At 62.4% G+C, this 26517-nt stretch carries 23 protein-coding genes and 1 pseudogene; 13 read left to right on the top strand and 11 right to left on the bottom strand.

What is annotated here, in order from left to right:
- Positions 1-188, top strand: a pseudogene (locus LPJGGPFB_RS33365) (sulfate ABC transporter ATP-binding protein); the annotation flags it as partial.
- Between the two features lie 62 nt (positions 189-250).
- Here LPJGGPFB_RS33365 and LPJGGPFB_RS26590 read toward each other — a convergent pair.
- The 4 genes from LPJGGPFB_RS26590 to LPJGGPFB_RS26605 form a co-directional block, all read right to left on the bottom strand.
- On the bottom strand, positions 251-1693 hold the full coding sequence (locus tag LPJGGPFB_RS26590; RefSeq protein WP_173422949.1) for an amidohydrolase family protein: 1443 nt from the start codon (positions 1691-1693) through the stop codon (positions 251-253).
- The gene (locus tag LPJGGPFB_RS26595) at positions 1686-2792 is read right to left on the bottom strand and encodes an amino acid ABC transporter permease (RefSeq protein WP_234903099.1); all 1107 of its coding nucleotides are present in this window, start codon (positions 2790-2792) and stop codon (positions 1686-1688) included. Before LPJGGPFB_RS26595 ends, LPJGGPFB_RS26590 begins: the two co-directional genes overlap by 8 nt.
- A 3-nt stretch (positions 2793-2795) precedes the next feature.
- The gene (locus LPJGGPFB_RS26600; RefSeq protein ID WP_173422950.1) at positions 2796-3944 is read right to left on the bottom strand and encodes an amino acid ABC transporter permease; all 1149 of its coding nucleotides are present in this window, start codon (positions 3942-3944) and stop codon (positions 2796-2798) included.
- Positions 3945-4016: 72 nt separating this feature from the next.
- Positions 4017-5045, bottom strand: coding sequence for an amino acid ABC transporter substrate-binding protein (locus LPJGGPFB_RS26605; protein ID WP_173422951.1), 1029 nt, complete (start codon positions 5043-5045; stop codon positions 4017-4019).
- A gap of 240 nt (positions 5046-5285) precedes the next feature.
- Here LPJGGPFB_RS26605 and LPJGGPFB_RS26610 point away from each other — a divergent pair, with 240 nt between their 5' ends.
- Together LPJGGPFB_RS26610 and LPJGGPFB_RS33370 are read left to right on the top strand one after the other, a co-directional pair.
- Positions 5286-5972, top strand: coding sequence for a GntR family transcriptional regulator (locus tag LPJGGPFB_RS26610; RefSeq protein ID WP_234903100.1), 687 nt, complete (start codon positions 5286-5288; stop codon positions 5970-5972).
- Between the two features lie 20 nt (positions 5973-5992).
- Entirely contained in the window at positions 5993-6343 is a 351-nt protein-coding gene (locus tag LPJGGPFB_RS33370; RefSeq protein ID WP_427858509.1) for a hypothetical protein, read from the top strand.
- On the opposite strand, the gene LPJGGPFB_RS26620 is transcribed toward LPJGGPFB_RS33370, so the two are convergent.
- The 4 genes from LPJGGPFB_RS26620 to LPJGGPFB_RS26635 form a co-directional block, all read right to left on the bottom strand.
- Positions 6340-7011, bottom strand: coding sequence for an HAD family hydrolase (locus LPJGGPFB_RS26620; protein WP_173422953.1), 672 nt, complete (start codon positions 7009-7011; stop codon positions 6340-6342). The genes LPJGGPFB_RS33370 and LPJGGPFB_RS26620 overlap by 4 nt on opposite strands.
- A gap of 127 nt (positions 7012-7138) precedes the next feature.
- On the bottom strand, positions 7139-7804 hold the full coding sequence (locus tag LPJGGPFB_RS26625) for a metallophosphoesterase family protein (protein ID WP_173422954.1): 666 nt from the start codon (positions 7802-7804) through the stop codon (positions 7139-7141).
- Positions 7805-8001: 197 nt separating this feature from the next.
- On the bottom strand, positions 8002-8382 hold the full coding sequence (locus LPJGGPFB_RS26630) for a hypothetical protein (protein WP_173422955.1): 381 nt from the start codon (positions 8380-8382) through the stop codon (positions 8002-8004).
- A 181-nt stretch (positions 8383-8563) separates the two neighbouring features.
- Complete coding sequence (locus LPJGGPFB_RS26635) at positions 8564-10294, bottom strand: phosphoethanolamine transferase (RefSeq protein ID WP_173422956.1); 1731 nt, start codon at positions 10292-10294, stop codon at positions 8564-8566.
- A gap of 279 nt (positions 10295-10573) precedes the next feature.
- Between LPJGGPFB_RS26635 and LPJGGPFB_RS26640 the strand changes: the two genes are divergently transcribed.
- The 8 genes from LPJGGPFB_RS26640 to LPJGGPFB_RS26675 all read left to right on the top strand — a co-directional run bounded on the left by LPJGGPFB_RS26640 (position 10574) and on the right by LPJGGPFB_RS26675 (position 19794).
- Positions 10574-11248: a response regulator transcription factor gene (locus tag LPJGGPFB_RS26640; protein ID WP_077505651.1), complete on the top strand. Its 675-nt coding sequence runs from the start codon at positions 10574-10576 to the stop codon at positions 11246-11248.
- Positions 11245-12618 carry a sensor histidine kinase gene (locus LPJGGPFB_RS26645; RefSeq protein ID WP_173422957.1) on the top strand — a complete coding sequence of 458 codons (1374 nt, stop codon included), beginning with the start codon at positions 11245-11247 and terminating at the stop codon, positions 12616-12618. Before LPJGGPFB_RS26640 ends, LPJGGPFB_RS26645 begins: the two co-directional genes overlap by 4 nt.
- Before the next feature lie 157 nt (positions 12619-12775).
- Positions 12776-13942 carry an HPP family protein gene (locus LPJGGPFB_RS26650; protein WP_173422958.1) on the top strand — a complete coding sequence of 389 codons (1167 nt, stop codon included), beginning with the start codon at positions 12776-12778 and terminating at the stop codon, positions 13940-13942.
- A 145-nt stretch (positions 13943-14087) separates the two neighbouring features.
- Entirely contained in the window at positions 14088-14792 is a 705-nt protein-coding gene (locus LPJGGPFB_RS26655) for a CerR family C-terminal domain-containing protein (RefSeq protein WP_173422959.1), read from the top strand.
- Positions 14789-15799 (top strand): secretion protein HlyD, encoded by a 1011-nt coding sequence (hlyD, locus tag LPJGGPFB_RS26660; protein WP_173422960.1) that lies wholly within the window; start codon positions 14789-14791, stop codon positions 15797-15799. The genes LPJGGPFB_RS26655 and hlyD overlap by 4 nt, the downstream gene beginning before the upstream one ends.
- On the top strand, positions 15796-17535 hold the full coding sequence (locus LPJGGPFB_RS26665; RefSeq protein ID WP_173422961.1) for an ATP-binding cassette domain-containing protein: 1740 nt from the start codon (positions 15796-15798) through the stop codon (positions 17533-17535). Before hlyD ends, LPJGGPFB_RS26665 begins: the two co-directional genes overlap by 4 nt.
- A complete protein-coding gene (locus LPJGGPFB_RS26670; protein ID WP_173422962.1) occupies positions 17532-18680 on the top strand; it encodes an ABC transporter permease in 1149 nt (382 codons plus the stop codon). Before LPJGGPFB_RS26665 ends, LPJGGPFB_RS26670 begins: the two co-directional genes overlap by 4 nt.
- Before the next feature lies 1 nt (position 18681).
- Positions 18682-19794, top strand: coding sequence for an ABC transporter permease (locus LPJGGPFB_RS26675; RefSeq protein ID WP_173422963.1), 1113 nt, complete (start codon positions 18682-18684; stop codon positions 19792-19794).
- A 3-nt stretch (positions 19795-19797) separates the two neighbouring features.
- Here the strand turns inward: LPJGGPFB_RS26675 and LPJGGPFB_RS26680 are convergent, their stop codons facing one another.
- Positions 19798-20400 (bottom strand): alpha/beta hydrolase, encoded by a 603-nt coding sequence (locus LPJGGPFB_RS26680; protein WP_173422964.1) that lies wholly within the window; start codon positions 20398-20400, stop codon positions 19798-19800.
- 66 nt (positions 20401-20466) lie between these two features.
- Complete coding sequence (locus LPJGGPFB_RS26685) at positions 20467-21399, bottom strand: VOC family protein (protein WP_173422965.1); 933 nt, start codon at positions 21397-21399, stop codon at positions 20467-20469.
- Between the two features lie 248 nt (positions 21400-21647).
- Between LPJGGPFB_RS26685 and LPJGGPFB_RS26690 the strand changes: the two genes are divergently transcribed.
- The gene (locus LPJGGPFB_RS26690; RefSeq protein ID WP_173422966.1) at positions 21648-23474 is read left to right on the top strand and encodes an ATP-binding protein; all 1827 of its coding nucleotides are present in this window, start codon (positions 21648-21650) and stop codon (positions 23472-23474) included.
- On the top strand, positions 23471-24838 hold the full coding sequence (locus LPJGGPFB_RS26695; protein ID WP_173422967.1) for a sigma-54-dependent transcriptional regulator: 1368 nt from the start codon (positions 23471-23473) through the stop codon (positions 24836-24838). Before LPJGGPFB_RS26690 ends, LPJGGPFB_RS26695 begins: the two co-directional genes overlap by 4 nt.
- A 76-nt stretch (positions 24839-24914) precedes the next feature.
- Here the strand turns inward: LPJGGPFB_RS26695 and LPJGGPFB_RS26700 are convergent, their stop codons facing one another.
- Positions 24915-26516, bottom strand: coding sequence for an ABC transporter ATP-binding protein (locus LPJGGPFB_RS26700; protein WP_173422968.1), 1602 nt, complete (start codon positions 26514-26516; stop codon positions 24915-24917).
- Position 26517 lies beyond the last annotated feature (1 nt).

Consider the following 26517-nt stretch of genomic DNA (forward strand, 5'->3'; position numbering starts at 1 on the left):
TCGACCTCGGCCGTAACCACCCGCATGCCGAAATCGAACTGCCGCCAGAACGCACCACAACACAGGACCGCGCAAGGGTCGCGTTCCGACCGACAAAGTGGAAACTGTTCAGGGACGGGCACGCTCTCGCCACGCCGAAGCAGGACGGTGCTGCGGCTGAAGAACCGCAACTGGTCGCGCAAGCCTGAAACACGAAAGCGCCGGCACTGCCGGCGCTCCCCCAGTTCATGTTCGCGGATCGCTCCGCTGCCTACTGCCCGACGGGCAGCGACAGCGGCGCCAGGTCGCGCATCGGCCGTTTCTTCGGATCGTTTTCCGGCGCCTTGCGACACGCGTAATCCTGGGCTTCCTGCAGCAGCGCCACGGCGCCGTCGTAGTCGATCATGGTCGGACGTCCATCACGCACGACGCATTGCCCGTCGACATAGACCTCCTCGACCGCCCGTTCGGCCGCGCAATGCAGCAGGTTGCGCAAGGGATCATAGACCGGCTGCATCGCGTGGTGTTTCAGATCGACGACAAGAAAGTCCGCCTTCGCGCCGACCGCAACCCTGCCAATATCGTCACGGCCAAGCGCACGGGCGCCTGCAAGCGTTGCCGTCTCGAGAATATCCGCGGTCGAGACGTCGAACACCGATTTGCCGGAAAGCCTGGCGCAGATCATCGCCTGGCGCATCTCTTCCAGCATGTTGAAGGGATAGCTGTCGGTGCCGAGCGCAACGTTGACGCCGGCGCGGCGATAGCGGCCGACCGATTCCAGCGCCATGCCGCTTCGCGAAAAGGTGACGGGGCAATGGCCCACAGTGGTGCGCCGTGCCGCCAGCAGGCCGAGATCGATGTCGGTGCGCTGGCGTGTCCAGGAATGGCTGTCGACGAAGATGCAATGGCCAAGGATCAGGTTGTCGCCGAGGACGCCGAGGCTTTCCAGATACTGCACCGCAGTCAGGCCGGTCCGGCGCAGAAGTTCTTCATGCTCCGCCATCGTCTGGGCGGAGTGGATGGTGATCGGCATGCCGCGCTTGCGCGCCTCGGCTGCCGCGTCCTGCAGCAATTCGGCCGAACAGGTTTCGATCTGCGATGGCGCCACCACGCCACCAAGGCGGCCTGAGGGATGGCTTGCGGCCGCATCGACGACATCGAGCGCCCGGGCGAACGCATCGCGGCCGCGCGCCTTGTCCCAGATGAAGTCGAGGCGATGGCTGTCTTCGACGTGCCACTGCGCTTCGCGGAAACCGGGAGCGACGAAGGCGCGGGCGCCGCTTCGCGCCAATGTCGGCAGCCAGCTTTCATGGGGTCCGGCAATATCGAGCAGCGTCGTCACGCCGCTGCGCATCAGGTCGCCCAGCATCACGGTCAACGACGCCTCGATGGCACCGTCGTCGATCTCCAGCAGGTTGGAGTATTCGTAGAGAGCATTGCCCCAAAGCGCTGACGTCCCTGCATCTTCGAAGATGCCCTTGGAGATCGGCTCCTCGCCGGAATGGCAATGCACATTGACGAAACCGGGCATCACCATGCGGTCAACGCCTGAGTTTTCGCTGGTGAAGGCACCGTCGTAGTGTCCGCCGACATGCACGAAGCCGGTCTCGTCATAGGCGACGTCGGCGTCGTAGAGGTAGACATGGCTCTTCGCTTCGGCATTGAAGCCGACGACGGTGTGCGCCTTGCGGATGACGTGAACTGACTTAGTCATGCGTGGTCCTGAAATATTGCTCGAGGAAACGACTGTAAGCGCCCATCAGTGCGCTGAAAAAGAAGTAAACGACCGCGGCGAAGACGTAGCCTTCGAGCACGGCGATGCCCTGCCATTGCGGGTCGCGCATGGCGGTACGCACGGTATCGAGGAAATCAAGCAGGCCGACGATGGTTACCAGCGTCGTATCCTGGAAGAAGCCGATGAACAGGCCAACAAGCGGCGGGATGACCTTCTTCAACGCCTGCGGCAGCACGATCTTGGACATGATCTGCCAATAGTGCAGCCCGAGCGAATGGCCAGCTTCGATCTGCCCCTTGGGCACTGCCTGCAGGCCGCCGCGCACGATTTCGGCGATATAGGCGGCGGCAAAGAGAATGATCGCCACCTGGGCCCGCAGCAATTTGTCGATGGTGATACCGTCGGGCATGAACAGCGGCAGCATGACGGTTGCCATGAACAGGATGCTGATCAACGGGACGCCGCGGACGATCTCGATGAAGCCGACGCCGAGGACACGGATCGCCGGCAGGCTCGAAGCGCGCGCAAGGGCAAGGGCGATCCCCAGCGGCAAGGCACAGGCGAGCCCGACGAAGGAGAGCATGAAGGACAGCGGCAGGCCGCCCCATTGCGTGGTCGGCACCGGTGTCAGGCCGAACATGCCGCCGGCCATCAGCGTGTAGAGCGTCGGCAGGATCACGACGATCCAGGCAACGGCAAGTACCCTGCCCCAGGTCCGCGGCACCATCGAGGCACCGCAGGCGCCGAGGAACAGAAGCATCGCCGTCAGCGGCCGCCACTGCTCGTCGAAGGGGTAGAAGCCGAAGAAGATATAGCGCAGCTTGGCAGACAGGAACGGCCAGCACGCGCCGCTGGACGCCTTGCACTCCGCCGGCGTGCCGGCAAAGATCGCATCGACGAACAGCCAGCCGATCGCGAGCTTGGCAAGGCCGAAGATCGTGCCGAGGCAGACGATCGTAATCAGGGCGTTGCCTGGCGTTCCGAAATAGGCCGAAAGCCAGGTGCGGTTGTGGGCGGGCGGCCGGGCAGCGGGCGCCATCAGGGTCGGGTCGGCAACGAAGCCTTCGAACTGGGCCATGGCTCAGCGCTCCCTCAGCGCAACGCGTGCGTTGTACCAGTTCATCACCAGCGAGATCAGGATGGACAGGCCGAGATAGACGGCCATGAAGATGGCGATGGCTTCGATCGCCTGGCCGGTCTGGTTCATGATCGTGTTGGAGACCATCACGAGATCGGGGTAGCCGATGGCAATCGCGAGCGAGCTGTTCTTGAAGACCGTCAGATAGGTATTGGTCAGCGGCGGCACGATGATGCGCAACGCCTGCGGCAGGATGACGAGCTTCAGCGTGCGCGAGCGCGGCAGGCCGAGGGCGGTTGCCGCCTCCCATTGTCCCTTGCTGACCGCTTGAATACCGGCACGGACGATTTCGGCGACGTTGGCCGAAGCGCTCAGTGTCAGGCCGATCAACAGTGCCACGAATTCCGGGCGCACGTGGTAGCCGCCGGTCAGGCGGAACCGGCCGAGCTCGGGGACGTCAAGAGACACCGAGATGTCGGCGAAGAGCAAGGTTGCCGCAAGCGGCAGCAGCAGGGCGAGCGCGGCGAAGGTCGCAATCGGCATGTCCTTGCCGGTCGTAATCCGGCGGCGAGCAAGGATGCGCTCGATCACCACGGCGGCAACGATGCCGACGACAACGGCGACAAATAGCGCCTCGAAACCGCTTGCCCAGCGCATGGCCGGCATCACCAGGCCGCTATTGGACAGGAAGACGCCCGGCAACATCTCGATCGCCTGCTTGACGGGCGGAAACACCGAGATGATCAGCGAATACCAGAGCAGGAGATAGAGGAGCAACGGAACGTTGCGCAGCGCCTCGACATAGGCAAGCATCAAGCGCGACAGCACCGGGTTGTGCGAGAGACGGCCGATGCCGACGAGCACGCCGAGGATCGTTCCGAAGAAAACGGCGAGCGCCGAAACCTTCACCGTATTGGCGATACCGACAAGGATGGCACGGCCGAAGGTATCCGTCGGCTCGTAGGCGATCGCGGTCTCGGTGATGACGAAACCCGCCTGGCGCGCCAGGAAGCCGAAGCCGGTGGCGATATCCTGCTTGGCAAGGTTGGCGCTCGCCGTACTGAACATCGCCCAGGCGACGAAGACGACGGCGCCGATCGCGACCAGTTGGTAGAGGAACGCGCGGATGCGCGCGTCATAAATCAGGGACATGGCGACACGTCTGCCGGGCAAGGGGAACGTCGAAGACGGAAAGGCCCGCGCCTAGGCGCGGGCCGACGAATATCAACGGAACGGCGGTGCGTAGAGCAGGCCGCCTTCGCTCCAGCGGGTGTTCGGCCCACGGGTCAGGCCAAGCGCCGTCTTGGTGCCGAGGTTGCGCTCGAACACTTCACCGTAGTTGCCCACACCCTTGACGATGTTGTAGCCCCACTTGTTGTCGAGGTTGAGCATCTTGCCGAGCTCTTCGCTGACGCCGAGCATGCGCTGGATTTCCGGATCCTCGCTCTTGGCCATCTCGTCGACATTGGCCTGAGTGATGCCGCGCTCTTCAGCCGCCATCAGCATCCAGACCGACCAGGAGACGATATCGCGCCAGTTGGAATCGTTCTGTCGGACGGACGGCGCAAGCGGCTCCTTGGAGATCGTCTCGGGCAGAACGACATAGTCGTCCGGGTTGTTGGCGACGGCGCGGATCGATGCCAGGTCAGAGCGGTCGGACGAGATCGCCTCGCAACGGCCGGAGAAGAAGGCGTTGCGGTTTTCATCCGGGCTTTCGAAGACGACCAGCTCGAACTTGCCGCCGATCGAGCGGAAGAAGTCGCTGAGGTTCTGGGCAGTGGTCGTGCCGGGCAGCGTGCAGATTGCCGCGTCCGTCAATTCCTTGGCGCTGTTGACGCCGAGCGACTTCGGCACCATCAGGCCCTGGCCGTCGTAGAACACAGTCGGACCGAAATCGAGACCGAGCGAGACTTCACGCGAAAAGGTGTGGGTGGTCTGGCGCGACAGCATGTCGATTTCGCCTGACTGCAGCGCCTGGAAGCGGGTGTTGATGTTCGTCAGGACGAAATCGACCTTTTCCGGATCCCCGAAAACCGCCGAAGCAACGGCACGGCAGACGTCGACGTCGAAGCCCTGCATGTGACCCTTGGCATCTGCTGTGGCAAAGCCGGGCGTGCTCATCGAGACGCCGCAGATCAGCTTGCCGCGCGCCTTGACCGTTTCAAGCGTGGTCGCAGCGTTGGCGGCAAACGCCGTCAGGCCGATCGCCATGCCGGCTACCGTGGCGCAGAGTTGCAGAATTCTTTTCTTCATTTTCCCCTCCCGATGACTACGACAATCTCGACCTCTTGCGGGTCACGCGATCCTCTTCGCATGCCTCCTCCCGCATGGGCCGGCACCAAGGGTGTACCACCGGCGCCATCAATTGCATACGATAGTCGGATACAAATGGCAACATTATTGTATACAATATTGACGCGCATGGCTGGGGGCGCTATCGAAGTCATGGGACATGTTTTGCCGACCGCATTCGGCTTGCTTGGGGAGGCAACCTTGTCTGAGAGATCTAGCCGCAGCGAGGTCGTCTATCGGTTGTTGCGCCAGGCAATCCTGGAGCAGGCCCTGAAGCCAGGCACCAAACTTTCCGAAGACACGATCGCCGATCATTTCAAGGTCAGCCGCACCAGCGTGCGCGGTGCGCTCGTGCGCCTGAACGCCGAGGGGATCGTCGATCTCAGAGCCAACAAGGGCGCATGCGTGGCCGAACCGACGCTGGAAGAGGCGCGCGACATCTTCTCGCTGCGCCGCATGCTGGAGGCGGAGGTCATCCGGCGCCTCGTGGCGGACCTCGGCACTACAGGCTTCAAGCGCCTTGAGCAGCATGTGCGCGAGGAGCAGGCGGCGCTTTCCGATCACGGACCGCTGTCGATACGTCTTGCCGGCGAGTTTCATATTCTGCTCGCGGAATTGACGGGCTCCCAGGCGCTGACACGGTTTGTGCGTGAAGTCGTCTCGCGCTGCTCGCTGATCCTCGCCCGCTTTGCCCGCCTGCACTCGCCAGAATGCGCGGTCGACGAACATATTCAGATCATTCGCGCGCTGCGGTCGAAGGATATTGCCGCGGCCGAAAAGATCATGCTTGAGCATCTCGACGCCGTCGAGCTTCGCGCCGAACTCAACCCTGACAAGGCCGAGCCGGATATTTCCGAGATCCTGAAACGCTACGCCGGCGAGAGCTGACAGCCGTTACAGCGCCGTTGTTGGCGTTCAACAGCCTCCTCGCTTACAGGCGGCATCACCATCGACCTGAGGCGCGAACCGCGCGACCGACGCAGGATCAAGTCTATTCGATCTCCCATCTGTCGATGGCCGAGTTGAACGACACCCGCTTTCTACGCGAAGACTTCGTCGAGCTGATCCCTGCCGCCCACGGCGAACTCGACGAGGGCGGCGGCTGGATCGACGATCCGAATGGCGAACTGACGGGGGGCCACGGCCAGGTTCGTCAAAAGGAAAAGCCGGAGGCCCTGGATCAGGCTCTCCGGCAATCATCAGCGTCTTGGCTTAAGCAGCTCTCGCACCGGCGAGCGCCGCCCGATGCCGACGCTTAGCGGCGGCGCAGCGACAGCATGCCGTCGTCGGCAATACCCGCTTCGATATCGTTGTAGCGGGCGAGCGTCATGTGCTGCGTGTCGGCTGCGGCGTCATGCGCACCGGTGATGACGATGACTTCCGCGCCGGCTGCCCTGCCGGCGAGAATTCCGGCCGGTGCGTCTTCGAAAACGATGCAGTCTTCCGGGCGAACACCCAGTTTCTCGGCAGCCAGGAGATACCCTTCCGGATGGGGTTTTCCGACAGACACATCTTCGCCGGTGATCATCAGCTTCGGCGTCGGGATGCCGGCGGCCGCGAGGCGGCGAACGGCGAGGTCGAGCGGCGCCGACGTGACGATCGCCCACTTCTCCGCCGGCAATGAATTGAGAAAGGCAATGGCGCCCTCGATCTCGATGATGCCTTCGACGTCGGCGATTTCAGCGAGCGCAAGCTCGTGGGCTTCATGCTCCGGATCAACGCCCGGCAGTTCAAGTGTGCGGATCGTGTCCACGGCGCGAACGCCATGGACCGTCTTCATCATTTCCACGGGATCGAGACCGTTGCGCACGGCCCATGCACCCCAGACGCGTTCGACGACGGCCATAGAGTTGAGCAGCGTGCCATCCATATCGAAAAGGAGAGCAGCAAAATTCTTGGCGAAGAGAGATGAAGGCGCGGTATCCAACGGTGATCCCCTGAAGCTGCGATAATGGGCGGGAAAGCCAGCCCGACAGTTTCGGCACACCTACAGCCTGCCGGGCAGGCGCACAACGCAATTCGGCGAACCCTTGATCATCTTCCGCAACGCCAAGTTACAAACGGTCACCGCCGCCAACGCTCAGAAAACCGATGGGGCCGCCCGGAATGTCGTCGTCAAAGATGGCGCAGGAAAGACTGCCGCCGAACACGGCAGCCGAATCCACATTTGTGCGGTTGCCAACCGTCGAAGGGTTTCTTCGGCTCGGCGTGTGGCCGTGGCAAAGATGTTTGCCCCAATAGTCACCCGAATAATGATCCGGGCGCCGGATCCAGAGGAAGATTTCGTCGCCCTGCCGCTCCAGCGGCATGGTCTCGTCGACGCCCGCATGCACGAAGATGCGAAACGGCTCGACGATAATGGAAGGAAGCTGCATCAGCCACTTCAGATGGGTTCCGGGAATGACGTTGTCGTAGGATGCCAGTGTCTCTTTGCCACCGTTGAATAACCACCAGTCGACATCGCTCTCGCCGCTACGGGCACCGAGCAGCATTTCCTCATGGTTGCCCTTGAGTGCCAGCCAGCTCCAGCCCTGCTTCTGCGGACCTGCCATGATCAACTCGACGACGCCACGGCTATCGGGGCCGCGATCGATCATGTCGCCAAGAATGATCACCCTGCCCTCAGGCGCATAAGCTTCGATCTGAAGCAGAAGCGCCTGTAGCTCGGCCAGGCAGCCATGGATATCGCCGACGGCAAAGGTCAAATGCTGCGCACACATGCGCCAGTCCTCCGGCGTTCGACGAACACATAGACGCCGCAACGGATGTCCGACGTTTGAATGCGAACGCCGATAGACTGCACGGATGGCGGAAACACGGCAAGGCCGCCAATCGCAGCGCCGGCAAAACAGACGACCCGCCGGTCAGGAATGACGCCTCGTCTCAGGTTCGAACTGGAGCACGGAAATCGTCGTCGCTAGCGACGGGAATTTCCCTTGGCGATAGCCGAACTGGCAATGGAAACGGGATCGCTGGCCGGAAAGGTGTCTTCGAGACCTTCGTCGAGCTGCTCTTCCATCGTTCCCGTGTCATGCGCAGTGCGCGCATTGGGCAGGGGGTCCCTCGCCGCGGCACCCGGACGCGGTTGATTGGACGCCTCCAGCGCCGTTTCGTCGGCTTCAATCGCCGCCGACAGAATGGCCTTTGCCCTGGCCACCGCATTCAACCTGTTCAACGACGCCTGCGCATCCTGCGGACACGTGACCGTGACGACTTCGCCTTCCGCGCCAACGAACTCTACGGTGAAGCCGGCCTTGCCGGCGCGTTCAGCGGAAACCTGTATTCCGACGACCTGCATCAGTTTCTCCCTCAGCAAAAGGACGGATTGCCGGCGCCGACTGGCGTGGCGTCTCCGTCCCCACGCGCTTGCAGCAGACTTGCTGCCGCAAACAAATGGATATGCAGGGAAGTGCGCGGACGGATGCTTTGTTCCAAGCGTCGATCCGATTTGTTCTGCCTCCAGCGGTCGGGCTGGACCGTTAGAGCGCCTTGGCGTCTGGCGGGGCGGTAACAGGCACGACCGCGGCCGGCAGGTCCTTCGCCGTATCGGCAGCCTGGAAGGTTGACACGGCCGGTTTGCCCGCAGGCCCCTGCCGGGTGCAGTTGGCGAATGCATCGAGATCGCGGTTGTAGACCTTCGTCTCAACATCCATCATGCCAAGCACGGTGTGGAACAGGTTGTCATGTGACTTCGGCTGGTCCGTCTCCTTGGCAAGGCAGCTCGTATCGACGCCCATCGCCGCCTGATACGGCTTTGAAAACCATGTGACGAAAGGGACCTGCGTCTGCTCGCGCGGGGCGATCGCATAGGGCGCGCCGTGCAGATAGATGCCGTTCTCGCCGAGGGATTCGCCGTGATCGGACATGTAGATCATCGCGCCCGAGATGTCGTTCTGATGCTTTTCCAACAGGCGGGCAACGCTTGCGAGCACATAGTCGGTGTAGAGGATGGTGTTGTCGTAGGCGTTGGTGATTTCCTCGACCGAGCATTTCATCAGTTCGGGCGTGCGGCAATCCGGTTTGAACTTCCGGAATTTTTCCGGATAGCGCAGATAGTAGGACGGACCGTGGCTGCCGAGCTGATGGAGCACGATGACGCTGTTCGACTTGGTCGCCGACAGCTTCTTGTCCAGTTCGCCGAGAAAAATCTCGTCGAGGCATTCGCCATTGTTGCACAGCGGGCTGTTCTTCTGGCCGGTCATGCTGGCGAAGTTGATGAGGTCGGCGATGCCCTTGCTGCCGGTGTTGTTGTCCCACCAGGACACGGACACGCCAGCGCGGGTCAGCACGTTCATGAGGTTTTCGGTCGAACGGGCCTTCCAGTCGCTATACTCGTTGCGCGGATAGACGGAGAACATGCAGGGAAGCGAAATCGCCGTTGCCGTGCCGCAGCTTGTTGTGTCCGTGTAATTGATGACCCCGAGAGATTTGAGTTCGGGATTGGTTTCCCTCTCGTAGCCGTTCAGCGAGAAGTTCATCGCCCTGGCGGTTTCACCGGCAACGACGACTACGACGACCGGCTTGCCTGCCGCCGCAACGCGCGCGCCCTGCCGGGCATCGGTGCCGAGCGGCTGCACCACGAGGTTGCGCTCCTTGTAAGTCGAGGAAGCGTATCTGACGGCCGCGGAAACGGGCCCGGTCGGATTGAAGCGCTTCATCAGATCCTTGTGCTCGCGGATGACATAGGCAACGCTGGCGAAATCCGAATAGATCAACCCGCCGCTGACGAGCAGGCACGGGGTTATGACGGCGAGATTGAAAGCCGCCTTGGGCAGAAGGCGCCGATGGCGAACCTTGACCCAAAGCACGAACATCGAAGGAATGACCGCATAAACCAACAGGTGCAGCATCAGGCTGCCGGTCAGAAGATGGCCCGCTTCCGCCTGGGTGGTGACGGCCGCATTACCGATCATGTCCTTGTCGATGATCACACCGAAATAGTCGACGAAATAGGCTGACGACGCGGAGACGACGATGAGGAAGATCAGCACCGGCTTCATGACGTATTTGACCGACGCAAACGTCAGAACAGCGAAAGTCGCAAGCGCGAGCGCTGTCCCGAACGACAGCAGCGACAGCCGCGAGTGATCGAAATAGATCACCGCGTGCTTCCAGAAGGAATTGTTGGTGATAGCGAGCAGATAGATGCTGACGATTGCGCTGAGCGTGATGCTGCCGAGCACTGGCCGGCGAATTCTTGGGACCATCAAAACAGTCTTCTCCTGCTGCGACTGCCGGGCCGATTTTTGGCATGCGGCCAACGTTGTCGCGGGCATCCATTAGAGGCGGAGGCCGCGTCATGCGGGGTCGCCGGTTCGATTGCAGCCTCCTCCTGCCCTGTCGAGATACGCCCGGTAAGCTGTCGAAACCCCGTCAAGATTGCCTATTGGCTCTTCGACACCCGTTTTGGTTGGCCCCGGCGAAGGAGTTGGCAGCCGCGGAGAAAGCCCATATGGTCGGGCCAAGAATGGTCATACCGAGACGACTCGATGCGCCTGCTCCTGGTTGAAGACAGTCCGCGACTGGTAGAACTGGTCGGAGAAACCATGCGCGACGCCGGCTGGCGGCTCGACGCGGTCTCGAGCGTTTCGGACGCTGAAGCCGCCATCGCGGCTCAGGAGCACGATCTGATCCTGCTGGACCTCGGCCTGCCGGATGGCGATGGACTGGCGCTGTTGCGCCGCGTTCGCCAGGAGTATCCTGGTCTGCCCGTCTTGATCATCACCGCTCGGGGATCGGTCGACGAGCGGATTGCCGGTCTGGATGCCGGCGCCGACGACTATCTGGTCAAGCCCTTTCACCATCGCGAGCTATTGTCGCGGTGCCGCGCCATGCTGCGGCGAAATCCGCAAGCCGTGCAGCCGGTGCTCGAGGCGGGCACTCTGCGCTACGACCCTGCAACCGCAGACCTGACCTGCGACGGCGTCGTCGTCCCGCTGCCGCCACGCGAACGTTCGCTGATCGAGATCCTCATGCGCGAGGTCGGTCGCGTCGTGCCCAAACGGAAGCTCGAAACCGCCCTCTCGGAGTATGGCCAGGAAGTCAGCCCCAACGCACTTGAACTCGCGGTTTCTCGGGTGCGCAAGCGGCTGCAGGCCTACGAGACCGGCATCCAGATCGAGACCGTGCGCGGAATTGGTTATCTTCTCAGGCGCGCTTCATGACGAAGCCGAACCCGTCGCTGATCGGTATCGTCTCCCGTCGCATCCTCGCCTTTTCCCTGCTCGCGATGGCAATCCAGATCGGCGTTGTCTTTGCGGACTACTGGTTCGACGACGACAAGCTCAGCGTCCTCATGCTGCAGCAGGAAACGGAAGCGCTTTCCAGCGCCATCCATGTCCGCAATGGCATTGCGAGTTTCGAGCCGGACCGCGAACTGAGTGAACGTTACCTGGACCGCCATGACCGCGATGGTTCGATCTTCCTGAGGGTGCGAACGGCGTCTGGCGCTTTGCTCTACTCAAACTGCACAACGGAATGTGCCGAGCATTTTTTGCCGCTCAGCATCGATGCGCCGAATTTCTGGAAGCGCGAAATTCAGCCGGGCAAGCCGTTCAGCGTCGCCGGAGGGCAGACCTTCGAGCGTGCTGGCGCGACGGTCCTGGTCGAACTGGCCATCCTGAAAGATCCGAATGGCTTCATGTACGGCGCGCTGCTGCACGAGATGTTTGATTCGATGATCGTGCCGATGACCTTGATGTTCTGCCTCGTCATCGGCGCGACGATCTGGTCGATCCGAAGCGCACTGAAACCGGTGGCCATGGCGGCGGCGGCGGCGGATCGGCTGGATCCGCGCGACAGCAGTGCACGCCTGCCGCTCACCCGCATGCCGGAGGAGATTGCGCGTCTGGTCACGGCCGTCAACCGTATGCTGGCCCGGGTTGCCGACCTCATCCAGTCCCAGAAGCTGTTCTCCTCTTCCATCGCGCACGAGATCCGCACACCTGTTTCGATCGCGAAGATGGAACTCAGCCATATCGACGACCCGCGCGCCCGCAACGCCGAGCGGGATCTCGACGCCCTCACGCATATTCTCGAGCAATTGACCTCTCTTGCCCGCGCCGACGCCGTCGATCCGTCGGCCTATCAGGCGGCGGATCTTTCTCAGATCGGTGCTGGCCTTGCGGAGGCGATCGCGCCCTTTGTCTTCGATCACGACAAGTCGCTGGAATTCGTCGACGAGGGAACGCCCACTGTCACGGTCATCCCGGCGCTCGTCGAAAACATGCTGCGCAACCTGATCGAGAACGCGGTCAAGCATAATCCGCCGGGCACCCGTATCGTGCTAGCCTGCGGCCCGGGCGCAACGGTCAGCGTCGAGGATGATGGCCGGGGGCTGGTCGACCTCCCCGAACATCATGAAGATCTTGGCTACATCAAACGATCGGGTCAGATTGGTCTCGGGTTGAAAATCGTCCAGCGTATCAGCGAGTTGCATAATGCCCCGATCACGGTCGAGACTGCGCCCGACAAAGGGACGAAGATTACCATCGACTTCTCAGCGGCGCGGTCTGACGGCATGACGGTTTCATGATCAGCGGCTGCGCGGCTTGCGCCCACAATGCTTCCGATGCAGGCGCCATGCATATATTTTAATCCGTCGCGTTTTTTTGGATGCAGATTCCCTGCCCAATCCATCGCCATATGCTATTGGACTGAGCAATCAGTGATCCAGTCGCCCGCGAGTTTCCATGTCGAAGGCCAGCGCTTATCTCAAGCGTTTCATCCCATCGCTCGTTCCGATCAGCCATACGGAGCGGCTACGCGCGTCGCTTGGCGCGCTTGTCGGCATTCTTCTGACCGGCCTCGTCAGCACGCTGGCACTTGGCGCCGATGCCAACCTGCCGCTGCTGATAGCCCCCATGGGCGCGTCCGCAGTCCTGCTGTTTGCCGCGCCGTCCAGCCCGCTGGCGCAGCCCTGGTCCATCCTCGGGGGCAACATCGTCGCGTCCGTGATCGGGGTTACCTCGGCCCTTCTCATTCCGGAACCGGTCATTGCCGCGGCAGTCGCCGTCGGGCTTGCAATCGCGATCATGCTGTTGCTCGGCTGTCTTCACCCACCAAGCGGCGCGGTCGCCTTGACTGCAGTGCTTGGCGGCACATCAATCCATGAGGCCGGCTACTGGTTCGTACTGTCGCCGGTCGCGATCAATTCCGCCCTCATCCTCGTCGTCGCCCTGTTGTTCAACAACGCGACGGGCCGGCGCTACCCTCACCTGGCGCCCGCCGGCAACACGCACCGCACCGACGATCCCCTGCCGACGCACCGTCTCGGCATCGTCCCGGACGACTTGCAGGCAGTGCTGGCGCAATATGGCGAGGTTGTCGATATCAGCCCTGACGAGCTCGATGCGCTCATCCATCAGGCGCAGATCCGCGCCTTCAATCGACGCTCGGGCGAAATCACCTGCGGCGAAGTCATGTCGCGCGACGTGGCGACTGCAACGCCGGAGACCTCGCTGCGCAAAGCCTGGCAGACCTTGCTCGAACACGACATCAAGGCCTTGCCGGTTGTGACAGAAAAGGATGGCCTCGTCGGCATCATCACCCAGACCGACTTCATCAAACACGCGATGCTGGCACCGCATGCCGGCTTCACGCAACGGCTCGGCAGCGTCATCGGCTTTGGACCGAAAGCCCCCCGGCTCGTTTCCGAGATCATGACACGTCGCGTGCAATCGGCACTGCCGGAAACGATGATCGCCAAACTCGTCCCACCGATGGCCGACATGGGGCTGCACCACATGCCCGTCGTCGACGCCGACAACCGGTTGGTCGGCATCGTCACGCAGTCCGATCTGATTGCCGCACTCTTCCAGCGCAGGCTGGAGAATGACGACGAGCGCGACGTCGCCTGACATATTCCGAGTTCGCTGCCTGTAAGAGCGCTACCAAGCCGAGTCTGAGCGAATAGTGCGCCGGGCTTGCCAGCGGCAGGCGTCACCCGAGCCATCATAAATTCATTCGATTGACTTAATTGCTTGGCTGTCGTAATATGCGCACATGATGAAAAACAAGAACTCCCCATCCGGCCCCAAACCCGATCGCGGCGACGCCACGAAAGAGAAGCTGCTTTCGACATCGATCGATGTCTTCGGACGCTATGGTTTCGACGGCGCAAGCACCCGCAAGCTCGCGGATGCCGCTGGCGTCAACCTGCAGGCGATCCCCTACTATTTCGGCGGCAAGGAAGGTCTCTACATTGCTGCGGCCGAGCATCTGGCGGCGATCATCGGCGGGCACGTCGCCGACCTGCGAACGGTCATCCTGGAGCGACTGGCACGGCTTGATGCGGAAGGTGTCGCAATGAGCGCCAAGGAGGCACGTGCCCTGCTGACGCAGATGGTCCAGCGCATGGTTGGTTTGTTTGTCAGCCGGCAATCCGAGAGTTGGGCACGCTTCATTATCCGCGAACAGATGGAGCCGACGGAAGCCTTCGCGCGGGTCTATGACAACATCATGGGACCGATGATCTCAATGGCCGGCCGGCTGGTCGGCACGATCCTGGGTGAAGATCCGGCATCGGAGCGCGTGCGGCTGAAGACACTGTCCTTCGTCGGCAGCATCCTCGTCTTCCGCATGGCGCACGCCGCAGTGTTGCGGCAGATGCGGTGGGACGCCGTCGGCCCCGCCGAACTCGAAATACTGAAAAGCCACGCAGCCGGGCTCGTCGAAGGGCTCGGCGACAATACGGACCGCCAGCCATGAGCCGGAAAATTCCCATCGCCATCGCCGTGCTTGCCGGAGCCGCAGCCGCCGGCTGGTGGTTCGAGCTTCCTGCACGGTTCGGATGGTTGGAGCAGCGGCCGGCCTCGGTGCTCTACGGCAATGTCGATATCAGGCAGGTGTCTCTCGGCTTTCGCGTCAGCGGGCGCATAGCCAAACTGGCCGTCGACGAAGGCGACCCGGTCAAGACCGGTGATCTTCTTGGCAACCTCGATCCCACGCCTTTTCAGCAGGCAGTGGACGCGGCGGATGCTGATCTTGGTGCACTGCGCGCCAATCTTGAAAAGCTGAAGGCCGGCGCACGCAAGAGCGAGATCGCTCAGGCGCGGGCCGTCCACGAGGAGCGGATCGCCGAACTCCAGAATGCTGACCTTGCCTATGAGCGGGCCGTGCAGTTGCGGCCAAACGGCACGATTTCGCAGGCGAACCTGGATGAAGCGAGTGCGGCACGCGCAGCGGCCGCCGCCCGCACCACCTCCGCCCGCGAAGCGCTCGCGTTGCTCGAGGAGGGAAGTCGGGTCGAAGACATCGCCGCTGCCGCCGCGCAGGTCCAGGCGGCGGAGGCAAGGCTCGCCAGTGCGCGCACCTCGCTTTCCGACACTCGGCTGCTGGCGCCCGACGATGGCATCGTCCTTTCCCGCGTTCACGAAACTGGCGCGATGATTGCGCCGTCGGACACAGCCTATGTGATTTCCTTGAACCAGCCCGTATGGGTGCGCGCCTACATCGCCGAACCCGACCTCGGACGCGTCCATCCCGGCATGAAAGTCGAGATCGTCTCGGATACGGCCCCGGACCGGCCGTACGAGGCAACGGTGGGCTTCATTTCTCCCGTTGCCGAATTCACGCCGAAGTCGGTGGAAACACCGGAACTGCGGACCGATCTCGTCTATCGCCTGCGTATCGTCGTGGCGAAGCCGGGAGTGGATCTGCGCCAGGGCATGCCGGTTACCGTTCGCCTGCCAAGCGCTGCGGGAGGCACATCATGATCGCCGACGAGCGCTTCGTGCAGATCTCCGGTGTCGTCAAGCGTTTTGGCAAAGAAGCGCCCGCGCTTGATCATGTCGACGGAGACATTCTCGGCGGTCGCATCACCGGTCTTGTCGGCCCCGACGGCGCGGGAAAGACGACGCTGATCCGGCTGATGACCGGCCTGATGCTTCCCGACGAAGGGACAGTGACGGTATTGGGCTTCGACACCGCCAAGGACGCCGCCAGCATTCAGGCATCCATCGGCTACATGCCGCAGCGCTTCGGGCTTTACGAAGACCTGAGCGTGCAGGAAAACCTCGATCTTTACGCCGACCTGCGCGGCCTTCCGCTCGTTGAACGCACGGCGACATACGACGAACTGCTGGAATTCACCGACCTCAAGCGCTTTACATCCCGGCTGGCCGGCAAGCTTTCCGGAGGCATGAAGCAGAAACTCGGGCTTGCCTGCGCTTTGCTGCGCAAACCGCGTCTTCTTCTGCTCGACGAACCGGGCGTCGGCGTCGACCCCATATCCCGGCGAGACCTGTGGAAAATGGTCGAAAACCTGACCGCTTCCGGTATCGGCGTTGTTTGGTCGACGGCCTATCTCGACGAGGCGGAAGCCTGCGACAGGGTGTTGTTGCTGAACGAAGGCAAATTGCTTTTCGAGGGTGCGCCCGCCGAGTTGACAGGACGGGTCGCCGATCGCGTCTTCAAGATTTCCGGCACGACCGGACGAAAACGCGAGGCCCTTGCGCACTACCTTGACGGGGACGGTGTCGTCGATGGCGTTATCCAGGGGGACGCCATTCGGCTCGTCATAGCGCCGGGGTTTGCCCCCCCTGAAGAGCCGGCCGACACGACCGGAACCGCGCCATCGGCAACCGTGGCGCCGCCGCGGTTTGAAGACGCATTCATCGATATGCTGGGTGGTGGTCCCGGCGGCCGTTCGAAGCTGGCGGAAGCCCAGACGCCGTTTGCCAACGAGGATGGCAAGCCAGTGATCGAGGCGCATGGGCTGACGAAGCGCTTCGGCGATTTCACCGCAGCCGACGACATAAGCTTCGACATTCCACGCGGCCAGATTTTTGGCCTGCTCGGGCCGAATGGCGCGGGAAAGTCGACGACGTTCAAAATGCTGTGCGGACTGCTGAAGCCGAGTGCCGGCGAAGGCCGGGTCGCCGGCTTCGACCTTCGCCGTGATGCCGCCGAAGCCCGCAATCGCCTCGGATATATGGCACAGAAGTTCTCGCTCTATGGCGATCTCAGCGTCGCGCAGAACCTGAATTTCTTTGCCGGGGTCTATGGTTTGTCCGGCGAACGCAAGCGGGAGCGGACGCGGCTGATGGTCGAGATTTTTGGGTTTGGTCGCCTGCTCGACATGTCTGCCAAGGACCTGCCGCTCGGCCTCAAGCAGCGCCTCGCGCTTGCCTGCGCCGTTCTGCACGAACCGGAAGCCCTGTTTCTCGACGAGCCTACCTCCGGCGTCGACCCGATCACGCGGCGTGAATTCTGGACCCATATCAACGGCCTCGTCGAAAAGGGCGTGACGGTGCTGGTCACCACTCACTTCATGGACGAGGCCGAATACTGCGATCGCATTTCGCTCATCTATCGCGGCCGCTCGATTGCGCTCGGCTCGCCCGACGACCTGAAAAAGCAGGTGGCCACTGCGGCGCTCCCCGACCCGACGATGGAGGACGCCTTCATCGCGCTGGTGCAGGGATCGGAAGAGAGGCAGGCGGCGGCATGACGACGCCTGCGCAAATCGAGACACCGACATCCGGACGAGGACGCCGCTTTGCTGCACTGGTACGCAAGGAAAGCTACCAGATCGTCCGCGATCCCAGCAGCATTCTCATCGCCTTCGTCCTGCCTCTGATCCTTTTGTTCCTGTTCGGCTACGGCGTATCGCTCGACACGACGCAGACGCGCATCGGCCTCGTGGTGGAACAGGAGACGCCACTGACGCGCGATCTCGCGGCCGGCTTCCAGGCATCGCGCTATTTCTCCGTCAGCCTCGGCCGAGACCGCCGCGATTTCGAGGACGATCTCGTGCTCGGGCGGCTCCGCGGGATCGTCGTCATCCCTGCCCGCTTTACGGCCGACCACGCCGCCGGACGGCATCCGGCATTGCAGGTCCTGGTCGACGGCTCAGACCCGAACACGGCCAACTTCGTGCAGAATTACGCCCAGGCGACAGTCGCCAACTGGGAGCGCCAGCAACGCGGGCAAGACGCCGGCCCGCCACCGGCGATCTCGGCCGAACAACGCTTCTGGTTCAACCCGGAGCTGACCAGCCGCAATTTCCTCGTGCCCGGCTCGATCGCCATCGTCATGACGCTCGTCGGCACGCTTTTGACCTCACTGGTGGTCGCGCGCGAGTGGGAGCGCGGCACGATGGAGGCGATGATGGCGACGCCGGTATCGGCAGCAGAACTGCTCGCCGGCAAGCTCCTGCCCTATTTCCTGCTCGGGCTGGCGTCGATGACGCTCTGCGTGCTCCTGGCCGTCTTTCTCTTCGGCGTGCCGTTCCGGGGCTCGGTTGCGGCACTCTATGCGCTCTCGGCGACATTCCTGATGCCGGCACTCGGTCAGGGCCTTTTGATTTCAGCGGCGACCAAGAACCAGTTCCTGGCGTCGCAACTTGCGCTGATCTCGGCCTTTCTGCCCGCCTTCCTGCTCTCCGGCTTCCTGTTCGAGATCAACTCCATGCCGACGGTCATTCAGTGGATCACCTTCATCGTGCCGGCGCGCTATCTCATCCCGAGCCTGCAGACGGTGTTTCTGGCTGGCGACATCTGGCCGATGTTCCTGCAGGCGATTGCCGTCATGCTTTTGATCGGCTGCGTCTTTTTCGCGCTCGCGGCACGAAGCACCCGCAAAAGGATCGGCTGACATGTGGTGGACACGGCTGAAAGCGCTGATCGTCAAAGAACTGCTGGCGGTGCTGCGCGATCCCAAGGGTCGGGCGATCCTGATCGGACCGCCGATCCTCCAGCTTCTGGTCTTTTCCTATGCGGCCACGCTCGAAGTGACGAACGTCGACGTCATGGTTCTCAACCGTGACAGTGGCCATTGGGGCCACGAACTCGTCGAGCGGATCGACGGCTCCCCAACGTTTCGAAGCATCGCGTTCACCGATAATCAAAACGAGGTTCGCGACGCAATCGACAGGCAACGTACGATTGCCGCCCTGGAGATCGGCCCGACCTTCTCGCGTGACATCGAAGCCGGCCGGCCCGCCGAGGTCCAGATTATCCTCGACGGGCGCCGATCGAACGCGTCGCAGATCGTCTCGGGCTATCTGGGACGCATCGTCGCCGCGCTTGCCGCCGATACGCCGGCCGGCAAACGCTCGGCCTCCGCGGCGATCGCGGTCATCGCACGAAACTGGTTCAATCCCAACCTCACCTATCAATGGTTCATGGTGCCCAATCTGGTGGCCAGCATCGCATTGTTGATTGGCCTTATCGTTACCGCACTGTCGATCGCGCGCGAAAGGGAACTGGGCACCTTCGACCAGCTAATGGTTTCGCCGCTCAGAACACATGAGATCCTGATCGGCAAGTTGATACCGCCAATGATGATCGGGATGTTCCACATCACGGTCTACATTCTCGCCGCGGTCTTCATCTTCGGCGTGCCGCTGCGCGGGTCGCTGTTCCTGCTTTATGGCAGCGCGGTCTTCTATCTTGCGGCGGTGGTTGGTCTCGGGCTGTTCATTTCAGCGTTGTCGATGACGCAGCAGCAGGCGATCCTTGGCGCCTTCCTGTTCATGGTGCCGGCAATGTTGCTCTCGGGCTTTGCGACACCGATCGAGAACATGCCTGCCTGGCTGCAGCCGGTGACGCTCGTCAATCCGCTGCGCTACTTCCTGGTGATCGTGAAGGGGGTGTTCCTGAAGGATATCCCGCTGGCCGAGGTCGTGCGCCAGACGATACCGCTTTGCGTCATCGCCCTCGTCACGCTCTCGGCCGCTTCGTGGTTGTTCCGCCGCCGGCTGGAGTAACTTTCAGCCCCTGACGAAGCGCTCGACTGCGGAGATTTCATTCTGGCGGATGTCGTGGCCACCGGCATGCCATTCGATTTCGGTGTCGGTGGCCTGCGCCGTGAAATAGTCCGCCAGCGCCTGCGTCTGGGGCGCCGGGCAAATCGGGTCGCGTTCGCCGGCCGTGATCAGGACGTGGCGCCCTGCAAGCCCCGCATTGTCCTTCGGCCGGAACGGGATCAACGGATGCATCAGCACCGCCTTGTCGAAAAGGCCATACTCGATCAACACGTTGGCAAGAATGTTTGCCCCATTCGAGTAACCGAGGCCAACGATCTCAGACGCCTGGTGTTCGTCGGCAAGGGCCTTGACGAAATCGGCCATCTTCTTCGTCGCTCGGGACAGGTCCGCCATGTCGTAGACGCCCTCGCCCGTCCGCTTGAAGAAGCGGGCAGCGCCATGCTCCGACACGTCGCCACGCGGCGACACGATGGTCGCCTCGGGCATGAGTTGCGCGCCGAAGGTGAAGAACTGGTTCTCGTCGCCGCCCGTGCCGTGGAAGACGAGGAAAATGGGATTGCCGGGCTGACCGGCTTTCAGTTTGTGGACGTAGCCGTGATCGGCCATGGAGATCTCCTTGTTTCTTGCGGGGTGTCGCATCGGCGGCGGGGCATCGCCCGACCGCGCTGCGCCCTAAGCTTCAAGCTTCTGCAGTTGGCTTTCGAGAACCGGGCGCAGGTGCTTGTGTTGTTGCGGCAGCTTCAGCGCTTCGCCGAGATGGGCGAGTTCTTCGTCGCGGCTGAAGCCCGGTTCGTTGGTGGCGATTTCGAACAGGACGCCGCCCGGCGTGCGGAAGTAGATCGCCCAGAAGTAGTCGCGATCGATCACCGGGGTCACCTGATAGCCGGTGTCCATCAGCGCCTTGCGCACTTCGAGCTGCTTTTCGCGATTGTCGACCGCAAAGGCGATGTGATGCACGGAGCCTGCGCCCTGGGCAGCGCGATTGAGGTTCGGCATGGTCTCGAGGTCGATCAGACCCGCGCCATTGCCCCCAGGCAGGATCAGTCGTGTAACGCCATCCTTGCGATCCAGCTCCTCGTAGCCCATGAACTTCAGAAGCTCCGCTGTCGCGCCTTCGTCGCGCAGCCGCATCGCCGCCGAATGAAAGCCGCGGATCGCGTGGTCCCCCGAAACACCGCCATCTGTCCAGGGCGCCCGCTTGTCGTCGCGCACTTCGACAAGCGCGAAGCCGTCGCCATCAGGGCCTGCGAAATTCAAGCGCTTTTCACCGAAGGTCTGTTCCTCCTTGAGGCCGGTGACACCGAGTTTTGCGAGCCGCTCGCGCCAGAAGCCGAGCGCACCTTCAGGAACGGAAAAGACCGTTGTGCCGACTTCGCCGGTGCCGGCACGCCCGCGCGGCATCTGTGGAAACGGAAAATAGGTCATGACCGTGCCGGGGGTTCCGGCCTCATCGCCATAATAGAGGTGATAGACGTCAGGGGAATCGAAGTTCACCGTTTTCTTGACGCGGCGCATGCCGAGTGTCTTGGTGAAGAACTGGTTGTTGGTGAAGGCATCGTCGGCCATCGAGGTCACGTGATGCAGGCCCTTGATCTGATTGAGCATTGCCTTGATCCTTTCCGCCCGCCGAGACGGGGCTTTGTCATGACGCATAGATGCGCTCATCCCGGTCGTTGCGAAAGACAGTCGCCACCAAACGCATTGTCTACGTTTTGTTGACGACAAGGGAAAATCGTTGAACGAACAGTGAGGACATAGCCGACGCCTTGTGGGTGGGCCGGCGCCTGCTTAAGATTGGTATCAGCCACAGCGTGGCTATCGGGAGCGAGCGGGAGGAGGAGCCCAGACATTCCGTGAAATACCGCCTGATCTTTGCCGTCCTCCTGCTGCCGCTGGCGGTTGCCGTCCTTGCCTGGCAGGGCAATGCCGTGGCGACGCGCAGCTATCTCGACGAAGCATCTGCCCAGGCAAACACCGCCCTGCGGCTCGCGGTGGCGGCGCTGGACGGCCACCTCAACCGATACCAGGCCCTGCCCGCCCTGATCGCCGATCACGACGATATCAAGGAGCTTGCCACGCGGCCCCGCGACCGGCGTCTGCGGGAATCGGTCAACGCCTATCTCAAGGATATCAATGGGCTGCTGCACTCCTCCGATATCTATGTGATCACACCCGGCGGCGATACCATCGCCGCCAGCAATTATGACGGCCCGACGAGCTTCGTCGGACAGAACTTCAGCTATCGCCCCTATTTCCAGGAGGCGTTGCAAGGGCGGCAGTCCAGGTTCTACGCGCTTGGCACGACCTCGCTGAAGCGTGGCTATTTTTTCGGCGCTCCCATCCGCGTCGGCGAGGATATCCGCGGTGTCATCGTCTTCAAGGTCGATGTCGAAAGCATTGAGGCGTCCTGGCAGGGCGGTGAGTACAAGATTTTTGTCTCCGATCCCGAGGGCATCATTTTCATGACCGGGACGCCGGAGTGGCTCTATACGGCTATCCTGCCCCTGACGGAGGAGCGGCGCGCCCAGACGGTGGCTTCGAGGCGCTATGCGGATGCCACCGTTCGCCCCTTGCCTCTGACGCGCCACGACAGCGGCGACCACCACTTGATGCGCATATCCTCCGGTCAGTCCGGCCGCGAATATCTTGTCGTGTCGCAATACATGACGGACGCCGACTGGACCGTGAACGTGCTGGCGGACACGGCCTCGGTGAAAACGCAGGCCCTTACGACGACGATTGCGGCGCTGCTGCTGATCTGCCTTGCCGGACTGGCGGCCGGGATCCTATGGCAAAGACGTGCGCGGCTCAACGAACGTATCTCGATGCAGGCCGAGGCACAGGCGGAACTGGAACGGCGCGTGGATGAACGAACGGCGGATCTCGCACGCGTCAACGCGCAGATCGAGGAGGAGATAGCCGAGCGCCGCCTGACCGAGCAACAACTGCGCCGCACCCAGGCCGATCTCATCCAGGCCGGCAAGCTTGCGGGCCTCGGGCAGATGTCGGCGGCGTTGTCGCACGAGTTCAATCAGCCGCTGGCGGCCGCAAAGACCTATGCTGACAGTGCAACCTTGCTGATTGAGCGCGGGCGAACCGATGAAGCCAGCGACAATGTCAGGCGGATCTCCGGCCTCGTCGACCGCATGGCCGCCATCAGCCGGCACTTGCGCAATTTTGCCCGTAAGCCCAACGAGAAGCTCGGACCAGTGCTGATCGAGGATGTCGTGCGCGACACGATGGAAATCGTCACGGTCAGGCTCAAGGCGGCGGCCGCCGACATCGACATCGATCTCGGGCCGGAGCCGCTGGTGGTTCGCGCCGGTTCCGTTCGCCTGCAGCAGGTTCTGGTCAACGTGATCTCCAACGCGGCCGATGCGGTCGAGGGACTGGAGGATCGCCACATTCGGCTTCGTGCCTGGCGCGACGGAGACAAGGTTGTGCTTGCGGTCAGCGACCACGGCCCCGGCGTGCCGGCGGCAATCGCCGAACGGATCTTCGACCCGTTCTTTTCGACCAAGGGGGTCGGCAAGGGGCTAGGCCTTGGCCTGTCGATTTCCTATAACATCGTCAAGGACTTCGGCGGCAGCCTTGTTGCCACGAACCTCGCTGAAGGCGGTGCGGAATTCCGCATCGAACTTCCCGTTGCAGACGACCTGGGCCAGGAGGCCGCCGAATGATCGAAAGCCGTGTCCTGCTCGTCGATGACGAAGAGGAACTGCGCCATTCGAGTGCGCAGGCGCTGGAGCTTGCCGGCTTCCGCGTCGAAACGTTTGCCAGCGCCGAGCGCGCCCTGGAATTCATCGGGTTCAGTTTTCCCGGCGTCGTCATCAGCGACATCCGCATGCCTGGCATGGACGGCATGACCTTCCTCCAGCGCATCCGCGAGATCGACGTCGAGGTGCCGGTGATCCTTGTTACCGGCCATGGCGACGTTCAGCTCGCCGTCCGCGCCATGCGCGAAGGCGCCTATGACTTCGTCGAAAAACCCTTCACCGCCCAGATGCTCGCCGGCACCATTCGCCGCGCGCTCGACTGGCGCGCGCTGGTGCTTGAGAACCGTCGGCTCAAGGCAGTTGCCGGCAAGCGCGACGACATCGAGCAGCGACTGCCCGGCCGCAGCCAGGTCATGGTCGACCTGCGTTACCGCATCCGTGCTATCGGCGCTTCCGATGCCGATACGCTGATCATCGGCGAGACCGGTGTCGGCAAGGAGGTCGTGGCTCGTACCCTGCACGATCTGAGTGCTCGGGCGAACAGTCCCTTCATCGCCATCAACTGCGCAGCCCTGCCGGAAAACCTGATCGAGAGCGAACTTTTCGGCCATGAGCCAGGCGCTTTTCCCGGCGCGATCCGTCCACGCTACGGCAAGTTCGAACATGGACGCGGCGGAACCATTCTGCTCGACGAAATCGGCTCGATGCCGATCGACCTGCAGGCAAAATTTCTGCGCGTTCTGCAAGAGCGCGTGATCACGCGGCTGGGCTCCAACGAGGTTGTGCCGCTCGACGTCCGTTTCATCGCCACCAACAAGGTAGATCTGGAGCTGGAAGTGGCAGCAGGTCGCTTCCGGCCCGACCTTCTCTATCGCCTCAATGTCGCGACGCTGCGCGTGCCGCCGCTCGCGCAACGCCGCGCCGACATTCCGCTCCTGTTCCTGCAACTCGCGCGCGAATCCGCTGCGCGTTATGGCCGAGACGAAGTCGAGGTGTCACAAAACATGCTGGCAGAGATGGCGGAACGCAACTGGCCGGGCAACGTGCGCGAACTGCGCAATGCTGCCGAAAGGCTTGTGCTTGGGCTGGACTCCACATCGAGCGAGGCCGCCTCGCCCATGACGACCGGCACCCGCCTGGCAGACAAGGTCGCAGCCTTTGAGAAGGGGCTGATCGCCAACGCCATCGCCACCCATGGCGGCGCGCTAAAACCGGTCTATGAATCGCTCGGCATCTCGCGCAAGACGCTCTATGAAAAGATGCAGAAGTTCGGGCTCGACAAGAAGCTGGTGGCCGCCGACCTGTCCAGCGACGGTGACAGTCTCTAGGCCTGTCGTTTACCCCCAACCAAAAGCAGGGGCGCGAAAATCGCGCCCCTGCAAAGCTGTAACAGGACTGGTGGCCTCAAACGTTGAAGGCCGCGCCGATCAGCGTCCTGGTATACGGCTCCTTCGGAGCATCGAAGATCCCGTCGGTATCGCCTTCTTCGACGATCTTGCCGTTTTTCATGACGATCACGTAGTCCGACATCGCCTTCACCACGGACAGATCGTGGCTGATGAAGATGTAGGACAGGCCGTGTGAGCGCTGCAGATCTCGCAGAAGCTCGATCACCTGCCCCTGGACCGAGCGGTCCAGCGCCGATGTCGGTTCGTCGAGAATGACGACCTTCGGCTTCAGGATCATGGCGCGAGCAATCGCGATGCGCTGCCGCTGGCCACCCGAAAACTCGTGCGGATAACGGTTGCGCGAAGCCGGATCGAGCCCGACTTCCTTCAGCGCTTCGATGGCGCGACGGTCGCGATCGGCGCGGCTGAGCGCCGGCTCGTGCACGTGCAGACCTTCGGTGATGATTTCACCGACGGTGCGGCGTGGCGACAGCGAACCGTAGGGATCCTGGAAGACCAGCTGCAGCGCACGCCTGAGCGGACGCATCTGGCCGCGATCGAAGCCGGAAATGTCAGTCGTTCCGAAGCGGTAGTAGCCGCTGCTCGGCAGAAGCCGCAACAGCGCCCGCCCGAGCGTCGATTTGCCGGACCCGGATTCGCCGACAACGCCGATGGTCTGGCCTTCGCGGAGCTTCAGGGTGACCTTGTCGACGGCACGGAAGACGGCGTTGCCGCGGGTGAAGAAGCCGCCGCCGATCGCGTAGTCGACACAGACGTCCCGGCCTTCAAGGATGATCGGTGCATTGTCTGTCGGGGGAGCCTTGCGACCGCTCGGTTCTGCCGCGAGCAGCATCTTCGTGTAGTCGGCCTGCGGCCGCTCGAAGATGTCAGCGGTGGTGCCCTGCTCCACCACTTCGCCGCGGCGCATCACTGCCACCCGTTCAGCGAAATGCTTGACGATGCCGAGGTCGTGCGTGATCAGCACGATCGCCATGCCGAAGCGCTTCTGCAGCGACTTTAACAGATCGAGGATCTGCGCCTGGATCGTCACGTCAAGGGCCGTCGTCGGTTCGTCGGCGATCAGAAGATCCGGTTCGTTGGCAAGCGCCATCGCGATCATCACACGCTGGCGCTGGCCGCCCGAAAGCTCGTGCGGATAGCTGTCGATGCGCCGACCCGGCTCGGGAATGCCTACCAGTTCGAGCAGTTCCAGCACGCGCTTGCGCGCCTGCTTGAATGTGCCGCCGCGGTGATGAACGATCGGTTCGGCAATCTGCCGGCCGATCGTATAGAGCGGATCGAGCGAGGTCATCGGCTCCTGGAAGATCATGGTGATCTTGGAACCGCGCACGCCATTGAGCGCCTTGGGCGAGAGGCCCACCAGTTCCTGACCGCGATAGCGGGCAGAACCGGTGACGGTGCCGTTCTTGGCGAGCAGGCCCATGATGCCCATCATCGTCTGGCTCTTGCCCGAGCCAGACTCGCCGACGACGGCAAGCGTCTCGCCGGTGCGCACATCGAGATCGATGCCCTTGACCGCTTCGACCGTACCGTCCGGCGTCGAGAAGTTCACCTTGAGGCCGCGGACGGCCAGAATGGTTTCGTTTGTGTCAGCCATA

Source organism: Ensifer adhaerens, from assembly GCF_013283195.1.
Taxonomy (GTDB): domain Bacteria; phylum Pseudomonadota; class Alphaproteobacteria; order Rhizobiales; family Rhizobiaceae; genus Ensifer; species Ensifer adhaerens_G.